Source organism: Shewanella sp. Actino-trap-3 (assembly GCF_002836275.1).
Taxonomy (GTDB): Bacteria; Pseudomonadota; Gammaproteobacteria; order Enterobacterales; family Shewanellaceae; genus Shewanella; species Shewanella psychromarinicola.
The window spans coordinates 2,534,396-2,553,974 of sequence record NZ_PJCE01000001.1; the positions used below are offsets into that span (position 1 = coordinate 2,534,396).

Consider the following 19,579-nt stretch of genomic DNA (forward strand, 5'->3'; position numbering starts at 1 on the left):
TTAATAACATTGACCAACACAATTAGACAAGAATTAAACAAGAATGAGACATGACTGGCCATAATATTCATCACACGCTAACACCTCCTCCCCAAAAAATAACGGAATTATATAATGAAAAAATGGTTATTAACTGTTGCAATAGCAGCCAGCTTTGGCGCTATGGCAGATGAAGGTATGTGGCAACCACATCAACTACCTGCGATGGCCGATGAACTCAAGGAAAAAGGCTTAGAGATCAGCGCTGAATCAATCTCTAAATTAACTGAATTTCCAATGAATGCCGTGATCAGCCTTGGTGGTTGTACCGCTTCATTTGTATCGCCAAAAGGCTTAGTCGTCACCAATCACCACTGTGCCTATGGTTCAATTCAGTACAACTCAACCCCAGAAAAAAACCTACTTAAAGACGGGTTTTTAGCCAAAACTTACGCAGAAGAACTGCCAGCTACACCGGGTTCACGTATTTTTGTGACTGAAGCGGTCACCAATGTTACCGATAACGTTAAAGCAAACCAAATGGATAAGGTGGGTAATGATTTTTACCAAGGCATAGAACAGCAAGAAAAAGCCTTAGTGGCAGAGTGTGAAAAAGAAGACGGTTACCGCTGCCAAGTTTATAGCTTCCATGGTGGCTTAGAATATTATCTGGTTAAGCAGCTAGAAATTCGTGACGTGCGTTTAGCTTACAATCCAGCGGCTAGCGTAGGTAAATACGGCGGCGATATCGATAACTGGATGTGGCCACGCCATACTGGTGACTTCTCATTTTATCGGGCATATGTATCTAAAGACGGAAAGCCTGCCGATTTTAGCAAAGACAACGTACCGTACGAGCCAAAAAGCTTTTTAAAAGTATCCGCTAAGGGCGTTAGCGATGGCGACTTTGTGATGGTTGCCGGTTACCCAGGCAGTACTAACCGCTACCGCACTGCCGATGAAGTTAATAATCAGTTTGAGTGGGCTTATCCTGAAGGGAAAGTCCTGCAAGATCGCATGATTGAGATCATCAAAGAAACCGCGCCAGAAGGCAGCGACGAGCGGATTAAATACGAAAGCTTGATTGCTGGTTTAGCCAATTATGCCAAAAATTTTACCTCGATGATTGAGTATTATGGTAAATCAACCATGCTCGCTGATCGTGAGAAAATAGAGAGCGATTTAGCAAACTGGATCGGCAAAGATAAAAAGCGCCAACAGCAATATGGCGAAACACTATCAAGCTTAGAAAAACTGGTTGCTAAGAGTCAGCAAAATCAGCAAAGAGACACTTTATTAGGTTATATCGGTTACACCACTATGGTCACCACCGCACGTGATTTGTATCGCTTAGCCAATGAGAAAACCTTAGCTGATATGGCTCGTGAACCAGGTTACCAAGAACGTGACATGACCAACTTTACCTCAAGCATGGAACGTATTGATCGCCGTTATGCAGCGAGTGTCGATAAAGCCCTGCTAGCCGATTTACTGACGCGCTATGCCGCATTACCTGCAGAGCAGCATTTAGCCTCTTTAGATAAAGCCTTTGGTATTAGCAAAAAATTTGATGCTAAAGCGTTAGCGAACACATTGGATAAAATGTACGCCAACACCAAGCTAAACAACAAAGAAACTCGCTTAGCATGGATGAACAAATCGGTTGCCGACTTTAAAGCCTCTAACGACCCATTCATTCAATTTGCGGTTCAAACCTACGCTGCCGACATGGCGCTAGAAAAACAGCAAAAACAATTGCAAGGTGACTTAATGAAAGTGCGTCCACAATATATGGACGCGATCATTGCCTATAACCGCGAGCAAGGTAAACCGGTTTATGCCGATGCAAACTCAAGCCTGCGGGTTACCGTGGGTAATGTTAAAGGTTACTCACCACAAGATGGCCTAGTGGCAATCCCTTTTACCCGTTTAGAAGGCATTTTAGCCAAAGATACTGGAGTTGACCCATTTGATGCACCAGCAAAACAGCTTGAGCTGATTAAGCAAAAGCAATACGGCGATTATTATGTCAAAGCCATTGACTCAGTCCCGGTTAATTTTTTATCGACCCTTGATACAACCGGCGGTAACTCAGGATCACCCACCTTAAACGGCCGCGCTGAATTAGTCGGTTTGCTGTTTGACGGTGTGTACGAAAGTATCATTGGTGACTGGGGATACGACGCTCAAAGCAATCGTTCCATCCAAGTTGACAGCCGTTATATGCTCTGGGTAATGCAGTACTTAGATCATGCTGACAATTTATTAGCTGAAATGGACATTGTTAAATAATCATTGTTTAACAAAATGCTCAGCTTACTGCGCATTTAAGACTCAATAACTCTGCGGCCGTTAATGGCCGCATTGTTTTTTCTGCTAATTCAGCAAGACACACATCCAGCAACTGGGTACGCATTAAATCAATCACTTTATAGCTCAACGCCTGACACATACGCCTAATCTGCCGATTTAATCCTTGGGTTAATACGATCTCAAATCTGTCTTCATCCGCCTCAGAGCTCCATCGCCGAATGTCACACGGTCGAGTTTGCACTTGCCCATATTGCACGCCTTGCGCCATCATCAATAAAAATTCTGCGCTGATAGGCTTATCCACTTGGACGACATAAGTCTTTGGATGATAAAAATCGGGATGCATTAACGCTTGAGTCAATTGGCCATCATTAGTGAGCAGTAATAATCCGCGAGAATTTTTATCTAAACGCCCTGCAGGATACAGCCTGGGTGACTCGGGTAATAAATGGAGCAGACTATGGGGATCATTAGCTAATAAGCGGCAATCAACGCCAACAGGCTTATGGTACAGCCAATACTGTTTATCTTGCACGGGCAAAATGGGTTTACCATCCACCAAAACCGTCACCGCTTCTGCGGGGTTAATGCAATCAGTATGCTTGGCTAATTGATGATTAAGACTCACTCGACCACTATCGATAAGTCGCGCAGCTTGCCGTCTTGATGCCACGCCACACACAGCTAAATAATGACTTAATCGCATCGATGTCATGGACAATACTCAAGCAAGAATGGACATAAAATAACGGGTTCCGAGAAATAGGTCCACATTAGTTTGTTACGTGTTAATTGTTATTAGCATGCTTAACCCGAGGCAGATGCAGCATAAAATATTCACCTGGGTTAATGACCATATAGCCGATGACACAACATAGGTAAAAATTTATCAAACAATTGGCAAAATCCAACTGACGCTAATCCAATAGCATCAATGACATGAACACAATCATTAAGTGTCAATCATGATTGCAGACACTCCTCGGTCACGGGTCGATACTTAAGCAAAAACAGGCATGGGCATGTTAACCCGGAAAACCCAAAAGTAATGACCAATATCCAAGAACCAAGAACAGTAATAGCCAATCATTACTGATTGGCTATTACTTGATTATCGTAAAATAGCTACATTCGTCGCCACTTAAACTGGGTAAGCAAGTCATGATTGATCATATAACCGATTTAGACTCGTTTACGAAATATCACAATAATCACTGCCATGACGGCCAAAATCATACAATACCAAGCATTAGACACTGCGACTAATGGACTAATGGTAAACACAGAGGCAATTAATAGTGCTTGGGCGCCATGTGGAATTAATCCCTGAATAATACAAGCAAAAATATCGAGAATACTGGCCGCTCGTTTGGGGGAAACCCCATGCTTTTCGGCTAGCTCCTTGGCGATATCACCCGTCACCACAATCGACACAGTATTGTTAGCTACACATGTATTGGTAGCGGCAACAATCGCGGCCATGCCTAACTCTGCCGCACGGCTTGATGCTTCGCCATTCGCTTTTGAAAAACGTTTGATTAGACGTTCAATCTGCTTGCTGACAAACGTTAGTCCACCCTGCTGCTGCATTAGTGCCGCTAAACCACCGACTAACATCGACAGAATAAAAATCTCCTGCATATTGGTAAAACCGGTGTAAATGTCATTACCAAATTGGATAAAGGTATAGTGAGAACTTAACACGCCTGTCACGCCGGCTAATACTATCCCTAATGACAGCACCACAAATACGTTTAAGCCGACAACCGCTAACACTAGAATGGTTAAATACGGTAGTACTTTTAAGATTTCAATATCCTGAGCAACAATATCTGCTTGCCCTTGACCGACAAATGAAAAAGCAATCAAGGTGAGGATCGACGCAGGGATAGCAAACACTAAGTTCTCACGAAATTTATCTTTCATTTCACAGCCCTGAGTTCGCGTTGCCGCAATCGTGGTATCTGAAATAATCGATAAATTGTCACCAAATAACGCACCAGACATTACTGCACCCGCCATTATGGCATAGTCAATATGAGCTTGATCAGCGACCCCTAACGCCACCGGCGCAACGGCAGCAATGGTGCCCATCGACGTCCCCATCGATGTTGCAATAAAAGCGGCTATAACAAAAAAACCAGGCAATAATAAATTGGATGGAATAAACGATAAACCGAGTGCCACCGTCGCATCAACGCCGCCAGTTGCTTTTGCAACAGCAGCAAATGCACCAGCCAATAAATAAATTAAACACATAGCAATAATATTACTGTGGCCAATACCTTCAATAAAGGTTTCTATCGCACTATTGATTTGCTGCTTTGACAACAATATTGCCAATACAATGGCAGGTAAAATGGCAATAACACTGGGTAATTGGTAGAACGCATAATCAACACCCTGACTTTGAAAATATAAGCCTGCACCAATAAACAATCCTAAAAACAAAAAAAGTGGCAATAATGCCACAAACGATGCCGGGCTGTTTACTGCCGAGGTGGCTGATGAAGTAGCTTTAGTCAAAGTGGTCTCTCTTTATCTTAACGAATAGGGATTGGCGGATGAGAAAAGCGAGTACGACTCAATCTCGATCATCAATGAATATTTAACAAAATGTTCAACGCTGCTATATATTGCAGTCATATCAAAACAAGTTGTGCCAAGAATAAGAGAACTCTTCACCACTGTCAATATAGACGTCTAGACTTCCTTTATTTTGGCGTATTTAATTCTTAAATCTGAAAAATGCTACAAATAATTTACATAAATATAGAGTCTGTTGATCTTTCGTGATCAATTTTGCAGCAGTTTGTGGCGATTTGATACCAGGCGGGTTTATCTAAAGAGCCACACTATTTATCTCGAATAAATTGGGATCACGAAAGAACCATAAGCCCTGATCAACTTATCGATTTGTCACCCCTTTTTAAAGTAAAAATTGATTTACGTTAGTATTAACCTAATGTCGATTTGCTATTCTATATAAGCATTCACACATTTATACCATCGCATTATGGCCTTGTCTAAATAGTACAAGGATAAATGTGCAGGGTATTCAGCGTAGGTGAAATATGACCCATAAACCCGATCGGATCACTGCAATGAAACAACTCATTGCCCAAGTAAAACAAACCTTCCCATTAGACTCCCCTGATCTCTTTCGCTGTGGGCCCGCTAACAGTTGTGTGGGTTGCCCAAAAAAACTATTAGATCTTATCGATTCTGAGGTCACCTTCTGGGAAGCGGCAATCGCACAGGGCGTTATGCCCTCTTTAGGTGATATCAGCCGCTTTGGTAAATTATGCCAAAACGTCGGCCGAGGATTAAAACGCAATCATATTCAACTGTCACCCGTTCTTGTAACTCAGTAAGCAACTCTGTATGAAACTCTGTATGCAACTCTGAACGCCTCACTTATTTTTAGGGAAGACATATTAATACGGCTCTGAATTTACTCCTCTTGCTGTCAATAAGCGTAAAAGCGAACCGTCCAATTAGTGGCATAAAAAAACCCACATAAGTGGGCTTAAAAGATAAAACACATTACCTTACTCGTCAGTGTCGCCTAACGATAGCAATGTTGCATTACCACCAAGAGCGGTAATGTTGTTGGTACGAGTTTTTTCAGTCACAAAACGGGTTAAGTAATGTGGACCACCGGCTTTAGGACCTGTACCTGATAACCCTTGACCACCAAATGGCTGCACACCCACTACGGCACCAATTTGGTTACGATTAATGTACACGTTACCGACATTCACTTTATCGGCTAGATTAAGCGCATGGCCTTCATTACGGCTGTGGATCCCTAATGTTAACCCAAACCCAGTGCTATTGATTTCGTCAATCACTTTGCCTAAATCAGCAGCCTTATAACGGATTACATGCAAAATAGGCCCAAAATGCTCTTTTTCTAGCATCTTTATCGAATCGATTTCAACCGCGGTTGGGGCTACAAAGTGACCCTTCTCAGTACCCGCTGGTAACTCAAGTTTATTAATTAACTTACCTACTTGGCTGATATGGTCAATATGGGCATTCAAGTTTGCTTTAGCTGTTGCATCAATCACTGGGCCCACGTCCGTCTTAACGAAGCTAGGATCGCCAATGATCAATTGCTCCATTGCACCTTTCATCACTTCAATCACCCTATCGGCAATATCTTCTTGTAAAAACAACACTCGCAGTGCTGAACAACGTTGACCAGCACTGGTAAATGATGAAGAAACTACATCATTTACCACTTGTTCAGGCTGTGACGTTGAGTCAACCACCATGGCATTTTGACCACCGGTTTCAGCGATTAATGGGATAATGGCGCCATCACGGTTGGCTAAGGTACGGTTGATAAGCTTTGCTGTACCTGTAGACCCGGTAAAACACACACCGCCAATACGCTCATCAGCCGTTAAGGCAGAACCGACAACAGCTCCCGTACCGGGTAAGAACTGCAATACATCTTTAGGGATCCCCGCTTGATGAGCAAGCTGCACGGCACGATAACCCACTAAGCAGGTTTGTTCAGCTGGCTTGGCAATCACGGTATTACCCGCGGCTAACGCCGCTGATACTTGGCCGATGAAAATCGCTAACGGGAAGTTCCATGGACTAATACAAACAAAAATTCCGCGACCTTGTAAAAACAACTCATTAAGCTCACCTGTTGGGCCAGGAAGTAATTCAGGCTTAGCCATCATTTTCTTCGCTTGCACGGCGTAGTAACGACAGAAATCGACCGCTTCACGTACTTCATCGATACCGTCTTGAATGCTCTTGCCCGCTTCACGGGTACACAACACAATCAGCTCTTCTCGGTTTTCTTCCAGTAAATCGGCTAGTTTTTGCAGTGCATTGGCACGAGTCTCAACCGGAGTCCGCGCCCAACGGCCAAAAGCGGCATCAGCACCCGCGACCGCTTGCTCTATTGCTTTAGCATCAGCAAACGCCACTGTGCCTACCGTTAATGAAGTATCAAAAGGACTCACTACCGTTTGTACATCACCCGTTAAGGTCTGACCGTTAACCAGCGGACCCGCAGTCCACTGAGTGGCACTGTACGTTTCTAATGCAGCAAAAAATGGCTCTGATTCAGAAATAATGTTCATGTTTAGTCCTTTAGAGTTTTTACGTTCTGCACCAAAAATATCTGCTGGCTGCACAATTTTTTGATTAGCTAAGGTTTTATAACCTTGTAAGGTCACTAATGGGTGAACCACTAAGCTTTCAATAGGGGTATGTGGGTCTACTAACTTGTGCACAAATGAGGTATTCGCACCGTTTTCAAGTAAGCGACGGACCAAGTAAGGCAGCAAGTCTTTATGGGCACCGATTGGCGCATAAATACGCACGGCTTTAGCACCACTTTCAGATAAAATGGTGTCGTACAATTCTTGCCCCATACCATGTAAGCGTTGGTACTCATAAAGGCGATCGCCGGCCATGGCATTAATACTGGCTACCGTTTGCGCGTTATGAGTAGCAAATTGCGGGTAAATAGCACCGCGAGTGGCATCTGATAGTAAGAAGCGTGCACAGGCCAAATAAGACACATCAGTGCTCGCTTTACGAGTAAATAAAGGATACCCCCCGTCACCCGCTTGCTGAGCCCATTTAAGCTCACTATCCCAATACGCACCTTTTACTAAACGTAATGGAATTTCATCACCTTGATCTTTTGCAAGACGAGTCACCCAGCATAAAACAGGTAAGCAGCGCTTCGAGTAGGCCTGCACCACAATACCCAGTAAGCCCCACCCTTTGGCAGCATCTGACTGATACAATTTCTTGAACAATGTTAACGATAGTTCAAGACGATCCATTTCTTCGGCATCAATTGAAATACCAATCTTCAGCTCACGGGCTTGAACAATCAGCTTAATGACAGTGTCGTACAGTTCGGTTAATACGCGATCTTCATTGGCGACTTCATAACGAGGATGCAATGCTGACAGTTTAATTGAAATTGTTGGCCGTGGAGCGTCAGACTCATCAAATTGCTGCGCGCCTAAATCACCGATAGCGTTACTGTAATCGATGAAGTATTTTTGCGCATCACTGGCCGTTAAAGCTGCCTCACCAAGCATGTCATAACTGTGGGTATAACCTAACTTACGCTTAGCTTCGCTATTTTTGAGCGCTTCTTTGACATTACGCCCTAATACAAACTGCTTACCCATAATCTTCATCGCAGCTAACATCGCTTGACGGATCACAGGCTCGCCAACGCGGTTAACGAGACGCTTAAGCAAGTTACTCGGTGTACCGTCAATGTTACGATCTAACTTAACGATTCTTCCGGTAAGCATTAACCCCCACGTTGAGGCATTAACCAGTAGTGAACCACTTTTGTTAAGGTGTACATCCCACTTAGCCCCAGACAGCTTATCTTCTATTAACGCATCGGCAGTTTCAGCATCAGGAATGCGCAACAGAGCTTCAGCTAAACACATTAGGATAATCCCTTCTTGTGTTTCTAAACTGTATTGTTGTAAAAAGGCATCAACCCCTACCATTAAACCTTTTTTCTCAAACTGACGTACTTTGCTAACGAGTTCGTGAGCGCGACGAGTGACTTGCTCAATGTCTGTATCAGACGAAGGCACTAACTTGATTAATTCAGATAGGTATTGCTCTTCATCGACAATATAGTTATCAGTAATGGCTTTAAATAACTCATCAAGAGTGGCATTGTCATAGCGGCCTTCCAGTACTTCACTCGCTTTGAACATAGTATTCGATTCCATCTAGGTCAGATTAAGGATGGTTGTTGTGGCTATTAAATGAATACAGTATTCATAAATATTTTATGTTGTATACAATGTACGATCTATTTTTCGGCGATTATACCTTCAAAATGTGAACTTGGACACTATAGTTAAAAAATTGCCAACAATTGTTTGATTTTTATCACTGCATTATCCGTGCGCAATGTGATAAGGCGTGAAAGTTAACAGATAAAGGTTTTTAACAGCTTGTTAAGTAACAATTAATATATATTTAACATAATAAAAAAATGAATGACTCTTATAGAAAAAAATGAAATAAAAAAAGCCAACGTTTGAATAGTTGGCTTTTTAGCAAGGATATTAATCGCATAAAAGATGATTTGATTCTATAGAAGCTCATCATCAACGGATATGATTACATCCAACGACTATTTTTACGACGCTGCGGACGCGGTAAGTACACTAATATAATACCAATCAATGCACCCATACCGCCAATCAAGCCACCTTGTTGCCACATTTGATAACGACGATTATCAACCCCGTGCTGCACTTTTAACTCGGCTTCATCTCGCTGTTTAACAGCTATCGTTAATGCAGCGTTTAATTCAGTCACCTTTTCGTTAGCCAGAATTAAATATTCTTCAGTATTGTCAGTATTTTGAGTAATTTTATTTAATTGCTCATTGGCTTGCTTCAGTTGGGCTTCCATCTCTGGAAAACGTTCACGAAAACTAGGCTGATCGGTCACTAAACTGGTTAATACCCAGCCTTCTCGACCTTTATGATCAATAATTTGAGTGAAATCACCATCGGTATTATCCAATAACGTGATCGGTTGACCCGCTTCTACGCTACCAAGAATACGAAATTCTGTACCCGGTCCACCATGAATAAACGTATACACATCATCAGAAATAAAACGCGTTGGTGCTTGGGCCGCAAATACGCCACTTGGCGCAAGTAAAAATATAAGGATTGAAAGTACTCTTAACACGGTATTTATCCAAACTCAGAAAACTTATTGTCATGCTATTTATTAAATGCTCTGAATGCAAGAAGGAAGTCATATGACTTCCTTCTTAAATGCATTCGCACTCACACTTCTGTTAATACTTGGTTGGGTCTTGGCTAAATTAACTAAAGATGCTCTTAATAATGAAGAAGAACACAATAGATAATGCAGCACCTGCTGGCAGGGTAATAACCCAAGACACAACAATGTTACGCACCACACCAATATTGATTGCCGCGATACCACGCGCCATGCCCACACCCAACACTGCGCCCACTAAGGTTTGTGTTGTCGAAATAGGTAAACCGGTACCAGAAGCAATAACCACAGTCGATGCGGCAGCTAATTCAGCAGCAAAACCACGGCTTGGCGTTAAATGGGTGATGTTTTTACCAATGGTTTTCATCACACGCTGACCAAAAATAGCCAACCCCAACACAATACCCACTGCGCCTAATGGTAAAATCCACCATGCTAGAACAGCTTCAGCACCAATAACACCGCCACTTTCAACCACAGAAACCACTGCAGCTAATGGACCAATCGCGTTAGCAACGTCGTTTGAACCATGTGCAAATGCCATACAACATGCAGTTACAACCATTAAAATGGCGAAGACTTTTTCAACATTACCATACTGAGTTTGACGGTCAGCTTTGTCGCTCATTTTTAAACGGCTAATGGCCACTTTACCCAAAAGACCAACTACGGCCGCAACAGCCGCCGCTAAAAGATAAGCTTCTACGGTTGAAAAATTGATGCCTACATGCTTTAAACCTTTGGTAATGGTCACAAGAGACATCACAAAACCGGCTAATGCCATGTAAAAAGGCACATAACGCTTAGCATTTCCCAACGGATCATCGGTGTCAAAAATCAGTTTTTGCACACTTTGGAAAATGATATAAGCAATAAAACCCGAAATTGCGGGTGTCACAACCCAAGAGCCAATAATACCGCCAACCTTACCCCATTCAACAGCGTCGGCATTGACACCCACTGCGGCAAAACCGACAATCGCGCCAATAATAGAATGGGTTGTAGAAACGGGCCAGCCTAACGCTGACGCTACCACTAACCAAATACCTGCAGCAAGTAATGAGGCAATCATGCCGTATACCAATAACTCTGGTACGTCAGTAAAATAACTGGCGTCGATAATACCTTTACGAATAGTACTTGTGACTTCACCACCGGCTAAAAATGCACCGGTGAACTCAAAGATCATTGCAATAATAATCGCTTGTTTAATAGTAATGGCATTAGAACCTACAGAGGTCCCCATTGCATTGGCTACGTCGTTTGCACCAATACCCCATGCCATTAAAAATCCGAATGCAGCCGCTATCATAATAAGCATAGGGCCATTGGTGACTAATACATCAACCATTTTGTTTCCTTGATAACCTTTGTAATTAGTTACGAGCTAGCATTAGCTCTAGGCGGGAACCGACACACTCAGCAAGATCTGCTAAACCTCCAACCCATTCGATAATTTTATACATGAACATTACATCAATCGGATTCAATTCAGCTTCTAATGCAAACAATTGACGACGCAATTGAATTTGTAAGTCATCAGAATCGCCTTCGATAAGATCTAATTCATTGATCATTTTGGCAACTAACTCAACTTGACGACCCCGGAAACCGGTTTCGAGCAAATCATCGAGTTCGTTAATAGCCTGCTTAGCAAGTGATACCGCATCTAAACAACGTTGTAGATAAGCACCAAAAGCTTTTTGCATAGGCTGAGGAAGGACTAATTGACGGCCAATAATACGGCCAGAGATATCTTTTGCCTTGTTGGCGATTTTGTCCTGTTGAGTTAATAACTCAAGCAAGTCAGTCCGTTCAACAGGCATAAATAATCCACCAGGAAGAGTCAGGCGAATTTCACGTTTAAGTGAGTCAGCATCTTTTTCCAGCAAACTAATTTTTTTGCGTATCTTTATCGCTTCATCCCAGTCACCTGAGATAGTTGCGTCAAAGAAAGGAACAAGAAGTGATGCACACTCATGTACTTTGTCGATATGCTGTTCTAAAGGCTTAAGAGGTGATTTTGCAAACACACCTAAAATAGAGTTTACTGGCATTGCCGTTTACCTATTTAATAAATTCCAATTTGGAAAAAGCGGGCGCATGTTAACCCAAGCGTACACATAATGAAACTGTGTTTTTTAATTTCGTACGACAGTTTCTCTGTTATCGTTACTCAGTATATATGATGCGAGCAACGCTATACTAAGATAATTTTATTACAGCAATGTGACATTATGAAGATAATATGACGCATTAATGAACATTTGATGACAAGGCAAACATAAAGTCAATGGACGCAGAAATAGAGTTAAAACTATTCATTCAAGCACAACACCATGATTTATTAAAAAAAATATTGAATGACTACCCTAATTCGACCCCTCAAGGCCAGAAAAACCTCACCAACGGATATTTCGATACAGACGATTTACAGTTGCGTCGTTGGGATATGGGCTTACGCGTAAGAGGTTTTGATAACCAACTCGAACAGACCATAAAAACAGCAGGTAGGGTCGTAGGAGGGATCCACTCTCGTCCCGAATATAATGTCAACATAGATCAAAAAATACCGATCCTGTCACGTTTCCCAAATAAAATTTGGCCGGTAGGATATAATATCGACAACATCTCCGCATCACTCGGGTGTATTTTTGAAACTAATTTCAACCGCCAAACCTGGCATATTTACCTCAATAACAGCCTCGTTGAGGTCGCATTAGATGTGGGTGAAATCATTGCAAAAAATAACCTTGATCCCATATGCGAGCTAGAATTTGAATTACTTGCAGGTGATACTTCAGCCTTAATAGAATTGGCAATTGAAGTGGCTAAATCAGTGCCCTTGCGGTTAGGTAAGGCCAGTAAAGCTCAGCGAGGTTACCAGCTTGCGGGTAAATCAAAACCCGTCACCCTCGAGAATATTGATTACATCTCGTTGTCAAAGAGTAATAATTTACAGCAAACCCTTAGCGCCATACTAGAAACGGGGCTTGAGCGCTGGCAACTGATTGAAAATATGTTAACGGTCTCTAATGACGACGAACAACAGTCAGCATTATGGGGTGAATTACGTCGTTGTGTGCGCTTACTCAGGCTCACCCTAGATCAATTTGGTTTACTCAATCAGCACACTAGCCCATTATTTGATCATCTTGAACAGGCGCTAACATTTGTTAGTCCACTGCAAAGCTGTTGCTTATTGTTGCAAGACGACGCAAAACTTCTTGCCAACATCAATAATAAACCTCTCGTGTGCCAACGACTAGAAAACCATATCAGCTCGATGTCTATTTCAACTCAATTAGCCTCCATATGGCAACAACCTGAGTATGGTCAATTACAATTGGCCTTAGTCGATTTGTTATTAACCACTGAAAGTGGTCAACATCAATGGGGCAATTATCCAGAACAGGGCTTGTTTGCTAACCAATTACAACAAGCCTCATGGAAACGTATTGGCAAATTAATGCCGATAACATCTGAAATGAATAGCGTAGATTACCAACACGTTGCAGACGCACTGGATGAAAGTATCTTAGTTGGCTTTGCTTATGGAGAAATGTACCAAGCCAAAAAGCGCGAGGCTTTTCGTGCACCGTGGCAAGACTTAGCGTTGGGGATCAGCACGCTATCTGCGTATAAAATATTAAGGTTCCTTAGTGAGCAGCATCAACTTAATATTGAAACCTGGTTAGACAATAAAGAAACCAGTTTATTGTTTGCCATGGAGCAGTCACGTAAAAGTGCCCTAAAAGTGCCTATATATTGGTAAGTTAACACATTATTGCGTCAGCAAATGATTGTGAGCAAAACAGTAAGAGAATGATTAATATCGTTTTTTTTATAGACGACCAATTTATAGCATTTAGGTATAAATGGTCGCCTATTGCTTAGCTAAATGGCTATAATTTGGCTAAAGCCTGTTTAATACCAATCGTATTAATTATCTGGTTATGCAGCGGGAATTCAAATTGCTTTAATCAAGGCGAAGACTTAACGGCATAGTGTTATTCGGCAACGGATCCTGCGTTGCTCTATCTCCGCTGTAGTGAAATGATCCCACTCTCTTTTACTGAACATCTAAGATAGTCTTACTTACGATGCCGGCTAGCGTTTCCACTCAACGATTTTTATCTGCTTCACTACCGTTACAGAGGCGCTAAAGATTACCCGCTTGAGTGACGTCATCTTGGTAATAACGATTGTAACGCGAGGCTTCATCATCTAAACGTAATAACGGCGCTTCGTACTGAGTCACTTCAGTCGGTGGGCAACGCTGCGAGGACCATCATTTACACTCGCACCGCCAACGGTCTGACGACGAAAATAAAGCCATTGCTATCACGCCATAACGATTGCACTTTATGGTTATTGCCTTAGCCGCATGCCATTCCACGGCCTGACATCAATATCGTCACTTGAGCCATCGACTCTGGGTTAGGAGCTAAAAGTCCCACATGGTTTGTGGCTCTTTAAAATGGGTGGGTGACGTTTTTGAGCATAGATAAAGTCAGGAAACTCAATACCATCACGAATAAGCAATACCATCACGAATAAATAATATCGGGATGTTATTAGTGACAATATCGTGGTACCACAAGCAGTATAGAAACGTAGTCCAAAATCACGAGGATCGCATAATCCATCGCGAGCCCCTTCTCAGCTCCTATTATAGATAAACGCATAAATATTTCAGTCTGTTTACCGACACAATTAAAGTGATCTGCGATAGTAAGTTCACTTAAATCATCGGTTAAGATAAACCTGCCATAGACACCAGTACCTTTGGCATGCACGACAAGCTCAGCAATCTACTCACCGTTAAATGAGCTAGCGTTTGTATTAAATACCAATTTTGTCAACGTCGTGGACCACCTTCGCCAGCAGAGATTGCGTTTTACACATCTGCCACGAGACACCGTTTTGACTGGTTAAATAATTAACTTGAGTTATTTATTGTTCTTTATGCGCGGTCGGCTAACCACTGTTCAATTAAGTCATAAACGGTTGCCATATGAATACTCCTACTCCAAACCACCATTTGATGGACACATTATAGAAGCGCAAGAGGATTAATTATAATGATTAAAATAGATAGCCAAATACGTTAAAAGCGATTAAAACTATTTAAATTAATCCAAGAAATAGTGTAATGACAATAAAAAAGCCAAAGTTGTCAGTTTACCTTTTTGATATTAAATCATTGAGTAAAGGAATGATTAGTCTGTGGGCGGGGTTGGTTTACGGTATAACTTAATCAAATAATAGGCATCAATTAACACAATAAAAAAATTAACCAAAGCAACGGGTAATGCATCAATGGCCAGGCCGTAAGCCACAAATAATCCAGCACCAATTAAGTTCCACCAGCGTAATTTTTTGATGTTCGCCATCATCAAGGAAATAGCAACAACGACCGAAGCTAAGTAGCCGACCCATTCCCAAGGGTTAATATTGTCCATGGATTTTCCTTATATTACGATGCTGAATAAACAAGTTGAAGCCAAAAACACTCTGTTCAGCTAACACATGTCCGAGCACTTCCCCTTCGCCCTTGTATATTCATTATGATTAAACAAGCAGTAACGTTATCTACATAATAAATAGGCAGCAAGACTAAAATGTTGATCTACTGTAGATTTAGTCGCTATTGTTCTAACTATAGCTTATCGCTCTACAACTGCAGCTGTCATTCTTGAAATACAGCAAAGTTTGCCAGCGCTATTGTGCACTAATATTTCCCATACAGAACTGCGCTTGCCAATGTGTACAGGTTTTGCTGTCGCGGTTAATTCGCCATTACGTGATGCTTTTAAATGATTGGCGTTGATTTCTTGGCCGACACAATAATAGCGCGTGAAATCGACCACAAAATTGGCAGCATAACTGGCTACCGTTTCCGCGAGTGCGACATTCGCGCCACCATGAACCATCCCTAATGGATTATGCACAGCGGGATTAGCAGGCATGGTGGCGACCATATAATCATCGCCAATTTCAGTGATTTTAATGCCCAATGTTTGCATTAAGGTGCCCTTTCCCTGCATCCCTGCATCTAAACGAGCACAATCTTCTAAAGTGACCGTTTTAAACCAAATACTCATTCTTAATATCCATCATTATCATTACTAGAAAGCTCAGTGTACTGATTAGCTTAAACTTTTAAAAGATAAACGCGATAGATAACACCACCCCATTAAAAAGGAGCCTAAGCTCCTTTTTGTCGTTATTGGATAAATCGTCCAGTACGTTAACTCACTAATTCCCAGTGACTTTGATAAGTTTGTGCCCAACGCAATAACTCAACTCGGTTGCGTGACTCTGTTTTACGGAAAATAGAGGAGATATGGGCTTTAACGGTATGTTCACTAATACACAATCGCTGGGCAATTTCTTTATTACGCGCGCCACTAGAGACAAGCTGAATAATAGTTCTTTCTCGATTGGTCAGCCTTTGGAGAATGGCAACGGTATCGGCAGGGATTTCAGTACGAGTATCTAACTGCTGAACTAAACGTCGAAAAATTTTACTGATCAATGGCCGGTCGTACCACAATTCGTCAGCCACCATTTTACGCAAACCCGTTAGCATTAAATCCATGCGTTGATCACTGTACAATAAACCACGCACGCCTTGGAGCAGTGCAGACTCTTGATCAAGTGAACCTCGTTCAACTTGATATAAAGCAACCGGAACATGTTCGACTAAACGCGATACCAATAACGGAATACCTTTACTGTCTAAGGCTGCGCCCTTTTGTGAAATAAGATAAAAGTTATTGGATTTTTTTTCTAACTCAAGCTCAGCCGCATGTTTTACAATGCGAGTTTTTAACCCGATAGATTCAGCCAAAATAGCTAAATGGCAAGGTGCTGCGATTTGGTGCAAGAACACCAACTCATCGATATTCGAACTCATCACTCTTCTCCCTGAAAAGTACATTATTGCTCAACATACCTTGATCACATCCTGAGGCTATATACTATACGTAAATGAAACACGTTTACTAGCCTTCAGAACTAGGCAGAGCAGATAGTTTACTTTCATCTCTTTATATTTAGAACATTTTATTTGGTTATTAGTTAATCGCCTTATCTTGTAAATGGATTAACCGACAGATTAGATAATCGTGGTTAATCGGTCACTCTCAATAGCTACTGTTATGATAAAAACCTTTCTATATAGCAAGCATAGTAAAAATTTGCTGGTTATTATGGCTATTATGTAAGTCTAAAGTATTAATAGTAAGTTTGACTGACTTGCCATAGACTTTATCACTAATTCAAGACTGATAAGTCTCATACTTTACATTCGCTTAAAGCCATTAATTAATTCTCAGGCTAGCAGCCAAATTTAGCTATTTTATGATGCCTTTTATGCCACGATAAGCCCAGCCTGCGCAGTCACACCAAATGGTTATTGACCGCCATTTTGGTCGCTATCTGTTTGTTATGAAGAGATGAAAGCAACAATACGCCACACACGCCACCAATTAATGCTAAAAACATGTCAGATTGAGTATCCCAAACATACCCTTGAGTGCCTAAAAAAGCCTCCGCATTTTCACCAGTAGCAATGGCGACCCACCATTCAACTAATTCATAAAAAGCTGAAAATGCGAGCACAAAACATACCGCTAAAAACTGGCACCAAGCACCTATTTGTATCACCTGCTTACGGATAAAAATTTCACGCGCCAATATCACCGGAATAAAACCTTGGGCAAAATGGCCGACTTTATCGTAATTGTTTCGCTCACTGCCCATCAGTTGAGCTAGCCAGTCAAATAATGGTACTTCAGCATAGGTGTAACGAGCTCCCACAAATAACACACAACAATGCACTAGAATAAGGCCATAAGCTAACGGGGTTAGCGGAAAGCTTTTACGACTAAAAAACAATATCGGTAATGCGAGTAATGCAGGGATGGCTTCCAGCCACCAAGTAAACATATCTTTAGGGTTTATCAGCGACCACAACAATACCAACAGATAAATTGTTATCCATATCACACCTTTTTTCATCGAAAATTCCTCTTCTGCGATATTGTTCTCAATTAAAAATATTCCTTCAGCCATCTAGCCCTCCACAAGCCCTAAAAAAAGTGCTACTTTGGTATTGCGTCGGAAGTCTGCATTTATATCATAACTGTTAGTATAAGCATTAGCATAAGCACCATTTAATGATAAGAGGGTACCCATATCATGGCGAAACATTCGCTTGACAAGGATAAGATTAAAATCCTGCTGTTGGAGGGCGTCCACCAAACTGCGGTCGATGTACTAGAACGTTCAGGTTACACCAATATTGAATATCACAAAGCCTCACTCGGCGAAGCTGCATTACTGGTTTCAATCAAAGATGCGCATTTTGTTGGTTTACGCTCACGCACGCAACTGACAGCTGAAGTATTACATCATGCAGAAAAACTAGCTGCTATTGGTTGCTTTTGTATTGGGACTAATCAAGTCGATTTATCGACGGCTGAACAATTGGGTATTCCGGTCTTCAACGCGCCATTTTCCAACACGCGTAGTGTTGCAGAATTGGTGATTGGTGAGATCATCATGTTAATGCGTGGTATTCCGCAGCGTAATGCGATTTCACATCGAGGCGGTTGGCTAAAAAGCGCCAATGGCAGTGTTGAAGTCCGTGGTAAAACCTTAGGTGTTGTTGGTTATGGTCATATCGGGACTCAGCTAGGTATTTTAGCTGAAACCATAGGCATGAGAGTGATTTTCTTTGATATTGAAGATAAATTACCGTTAGGTAATGCCTCACAAGTTCGCTCTATGGATGAGTTATTGGCTCAGGCCAATGTTGTCAGCCTGCATGTACCCGAAACGCCACAAACCAAAGACATGTTCGCTAAGGCTGAATTTGCTAAAATGCGCCAAGGCAGTTTCTTTATCAATGCCTCCCGCGGCACCGTGGTTGATATTGAAGATCTAGCCCAAGCGCTAAAATCTGAGCATCTTGCTGGCGCAGCAATTGACGTATTCCCGGTTGAACCTAAGTCCAATGATGATGAATTCATCACTCCACTTCGAGGTTTAGACAACGTATTGCTCACGCCACACATTGGCGGCAGTACTGCAGAAGCACAAGAAAATATCGGGGTTGAAGTGGCTGGCAAGCTAGTGAAATACTCAGATAATGGCTCAACCTTATCTGCAGTGAACTTCCCTGAAGTGTCATTATCTCAACATAGTGGTACTTCACGCTTATTGCATATTCACCATAACCGTCCTGGTGTGTTGATCAAAATCAACCAAGCGTTTTCAGAGAAGCACATTAACATTGCCGCACAATACCTACAGACTACTGCTCAAATTGGTTATGTGGTAATGGAAGTTGATTCTGACCAAGCCGAAGAAGCATTAGTTGAGTTGAAGTCAATCGAAGGCACTATCCGTGCGCGAGTATTATTTTAACTTTTGCTTCGCAATGGATTAACTCAGGTTAATTGGCTTACTCGAAAAGCTACCTTGCTCAAAAGGT

General features: G+C 41.9%; 14 protein-coding genes and 1 pseudogene. 4 read left to right on the forward strand and 11 right to left on the reverse strand.

The annotated features are described in order from the left end of the window. The first annotated feature begins 114 nt into the window (after nt 1-114). Complete coding sequence (locus CXF80_RS10775; RefSeq protein WP_101032871.1) at nt 115-2,271, forward strand: S46 family peptidase; 2,157 nt, start codon at nt 115-117, stop codon at nt 2,269-2,271. A 19-nt stretch (nt 2,272-2,290) separates the two neighbouring features. Here CXF80_RS10775 and CXF80_RS10780 read toward each other — a convergent pair whose 3' ends face one another. After that, on the reverse strand, nt 2,291-2,998 hold the full coding sequence (locus tag CXF80_RS10780; protein WP_198554824.1) for a 23S rRNA pseudouridine(2604) synthase RluF: 708 nt from the start codon (nt 2,996-2,998) through the stop codon (nt 2,291-2,293). Nucleotides 2,999-3,474: 476 nt separating this feature from the next. Then, nucleotides 3,475-4,818 carry a Na+/H+ antiporter NhaC family protein gene (locus CXF80_RS10785; RefSeq protein ID WP_101032873.1) on the reverse strand — a complete coding sequence of 448 codons (1,344 nt, stop codon included), beginning with the start codon at nt 4,816-4,818 and terminating at the stop codon, nt 3,475-3,477. A 548-nt stretch (nt 4,819-5,366) separates the two neighbouring features. Between CXF80_RS10785 and CXF80_RS10790 the strand changes: the two genes are divergently transcribed. After that, on the forward strand, nt 5,367-5,666 hold the full coding sequence (locus CXF80_RS10790) for a hypothetical protein (protein ID WP_101032874.1): 300 nt from the start codon (nt 5,367-5,369) through the stop codon (nt 5,664-5,666). Nucleotides 5,667-5,843: 177 nt separating this feature from the next. On the opposite strand, the gene putA is transcribed toward CXF80_RS10790, so the two are convergent. From putA to CXF80_RS10810, 4 genes are all read right to left on the reverse strand, one after another. Further along, nucleotides 5,844-9,038: a bifunctional proline dehydrogenase/L-glutamate gamma-semialdehyde dehydrogenase PutA gene (gene putA / locus CXF80_RS10795; RefSeq protein ID WP_198554754.1), complete on the reverse strand. Its 3,195-nt coding sequence runs from the start codon at nt 9,036-9,038 to the stop codon at nt 5,844-5,846. Between the two features lie 397 nt (nt 9,039-9,435). Continuing rightward, nucleotides 9,436-10,017 (reverse strand): TIGR04211 family SH3 domain-containing protein, encoded by a 582-nt coding sequence (locus tag CXF80_RS10800; protein ID WP_101032876.1) that lies wholly within the window; start codon nt 10,015-10,017, stop codon nt 9,436-9,438. Nucleotides 10,018-10,156: 139 nt separating this feature from the next. Then, on the reverse strand, nt 10,157-11,425 hold the full coding sequence (locus tag CXF80_RS10805; protein ID WP_101032877.1) for an inorganic phosphate transporter: 1,269 nt from the start codon (nt 11,423-11,425) through the stop codon (nt 10,157-10,159). A gap of 25 nt (nt 11,426-11,450) precedes the next feature. Beyond that, nucleotides 11,451-12,131 carry a TIGR00153 family protein gene (locus CXF80_RS10810; RefSeq protein WP_101032878.1) on the reverse strand — a complete coding sequence of 227 codons (681 nt, stop codon included), beginning with the start codon at nt 12,129-12,131 and terminating at the stop codon, nt 11,451-11,453. Nucleotides 12,132-12,367: 236 nt separating this feature from the next. Between CXF80_RS10810 and CXF80_RS10815 the strand changes: the two genes are divergently transcribed. Continuing rightward, the gene (locus CXF80_RS10815; RefSeq protein ID WP_101032879.1) at nt 12,368-13,849 is read left to right on the forward strand and encodes a CYTH domain-containing protein; all 1,482 of its coding nucleotides are present in this window, start codon (nt 12,368-12,370) and stop codon (nt 13,847-13,849) included. Nucleotides 13,850-14,514: 665 nt separating this feature from the next. Here the strand turns inward: CXF80_RS10815 and CXF80_RS20780 are convergent. The 5 genes and pseudogenes from CXF80_RS20780 to CXF80_RS10840 all read right to left on the reverse strand — a co-directional run bounded on the left by CXF80_RS20780 (nt 14,515) and on the right by CXF80_RS10840 (nt 18,102). After that, nucleotides 14,515-14,873: pseudogene (locus CXF80_RS20780) on the reverse strand (catalase). A 423-nt stretch (nt 14,874-15,296) separates the two neighbouring features. Beyond that, nucleotides 15,297-15,539: a YgjV family protein gene (locus tag CXF80_RS10825; protein WP_101032880.1), complete on the reverse strand. Its 243-nt coding sequence runs from the start codon at nt 15,537-15,539 to the stop codon at nt 15,297-15,299. 204 nt (nt 15,540-15,743) lie between these two features. Beyond that, nucleotides 15,744-16,181 (reverse strand): PaaI family thioesterase, encoded by a 438-nt coding sequence (locus tag CXF80_RS10830; RefSeq protein ID WP_101032881.1) that lies wholly within the window; start codon nt 16,179-16,181, stop codon nt 15,744-15,746. 146 nt (nt 16,182-16,327) lie between these two features. Beyond that, nucleotides 16,328-16,996, reverse strand: a complete 669-nt coding sequence (locus CXF80_RS10835; protein ID WP_101032882.1) for a helix-turn-helix transcriptional regulator — start codon at nt 16,994-16,996, stop codon at nt 16,328-16,330. Nucleotides 16,997-17,481: 485 nt separating this feature from the next. Next, on the reverse strand, nt 17,482-18,102 hold the full coding sequence (locus CXF80_RS10840) for a DUF2238 domain-containing protein (RefSeq protein ID WP_101034750.1): 621 nt from the start codon (nt 18,100-18,102) through the stop codon (nt 17,482-17,484). 180 nt (nt 18,103-18,282) lie between these two features. On the opposite strand from CXF80_RS10840, the gene serA reads away from it, so the two are divergent. Further along, nucleotides 18,283-19,512, forward strand: coding sequence for a phosphoglycerate dehydrogenase (gene serA / locus CXF80_RS10845; RefSeq protein WP_101032883.1), 1,230 nt, complete (start codon nt 18,283-18,285; stop codon nt 19,510-19,512). Nucleotides 19,513-19,579 lie beyond the last annotated feature (67 nt).

Coding starts and splice junctions, on each gene's coding strand:
- CXF80_RS10835 (WP_101032882.1), bottom strand. CDS start 16,996: ATGAGTTCGAATATCGATGAGTTGGTGTTCTTGCACCAAATCGCAGCA.
- serA (WP_101032883.1), top strand. CDS start 18,283: ATGGCGAAACATTCGCTTGACAAGGATAAGATTAAAATCCTGCTGTTG.
- putA (WP_198554754.1), bottom strand. CDS start 9,038: ATGGAATCGAATACTATGTTCAAAGCGAGTGAAGTACTGGAAGGCCGC.
- CXF80_RS10840 (WP_101034750.1), bottom strand. CDS start 18,102: ATGAAAAAAGGTGTGATATGGATAACAATTTATCTGTTGGTATTGTTG.
- CXF80_RS10815 (WP_101032879.1), top strand. CDS start 12,368: ATGGACGCAGAAATAGAGTTAAAACTATTCATTCAAGCACAACACCAT.
- CXF80_RS10775 (WP_101032871.1), top strand. CDS start 115: ATGAAAAAATGGTTATTAACTGTTGCAATAGCAGCCAGCTTTGGCGCT.
- CXF80_RS10805 (WP_101032877.1), bottom strand. CDS start 11,425: ATGGTTGATGTATTAGTCACCAATGGCCCTATGCTTATTATGATAGCG.
- CXF80_RS10830 (WP_101032881.1), bottom strand. CDS start 16,181: ATGAGTATTTGGTTTAAAACGGTCACTTTAGAAGATTGTGCTCGTTTA.
- CXF80_RS10780 (WP_198554824.1), bottom strand. CDS start 2,998: ATGCGATTAAGTCATTATTTAGCTGTGTGTGGCGTGGCATCAAGACGG.
- CXF80_RS10790 (WP_101032874.1), top strand. CDS start 5,367: ATGACCCATAAACCCGATCGGATCACTGCAATGAAACAACTCATTGCC.
- CXF80_RS10810 (WP_101032878.1), bottom strand. CDS start 12,131: ATGCCAGTAAACTCTATTTTAGGTGTGTTTGCAAAATCACCTCTTAAG.
- CXF80_RS10825 (WP_101032880.1), bottom strand. CDS start 15,539: ATGGACAATATTAACCCTTGGGAATGGGTCGGCTACTTAGCTTCGGTC.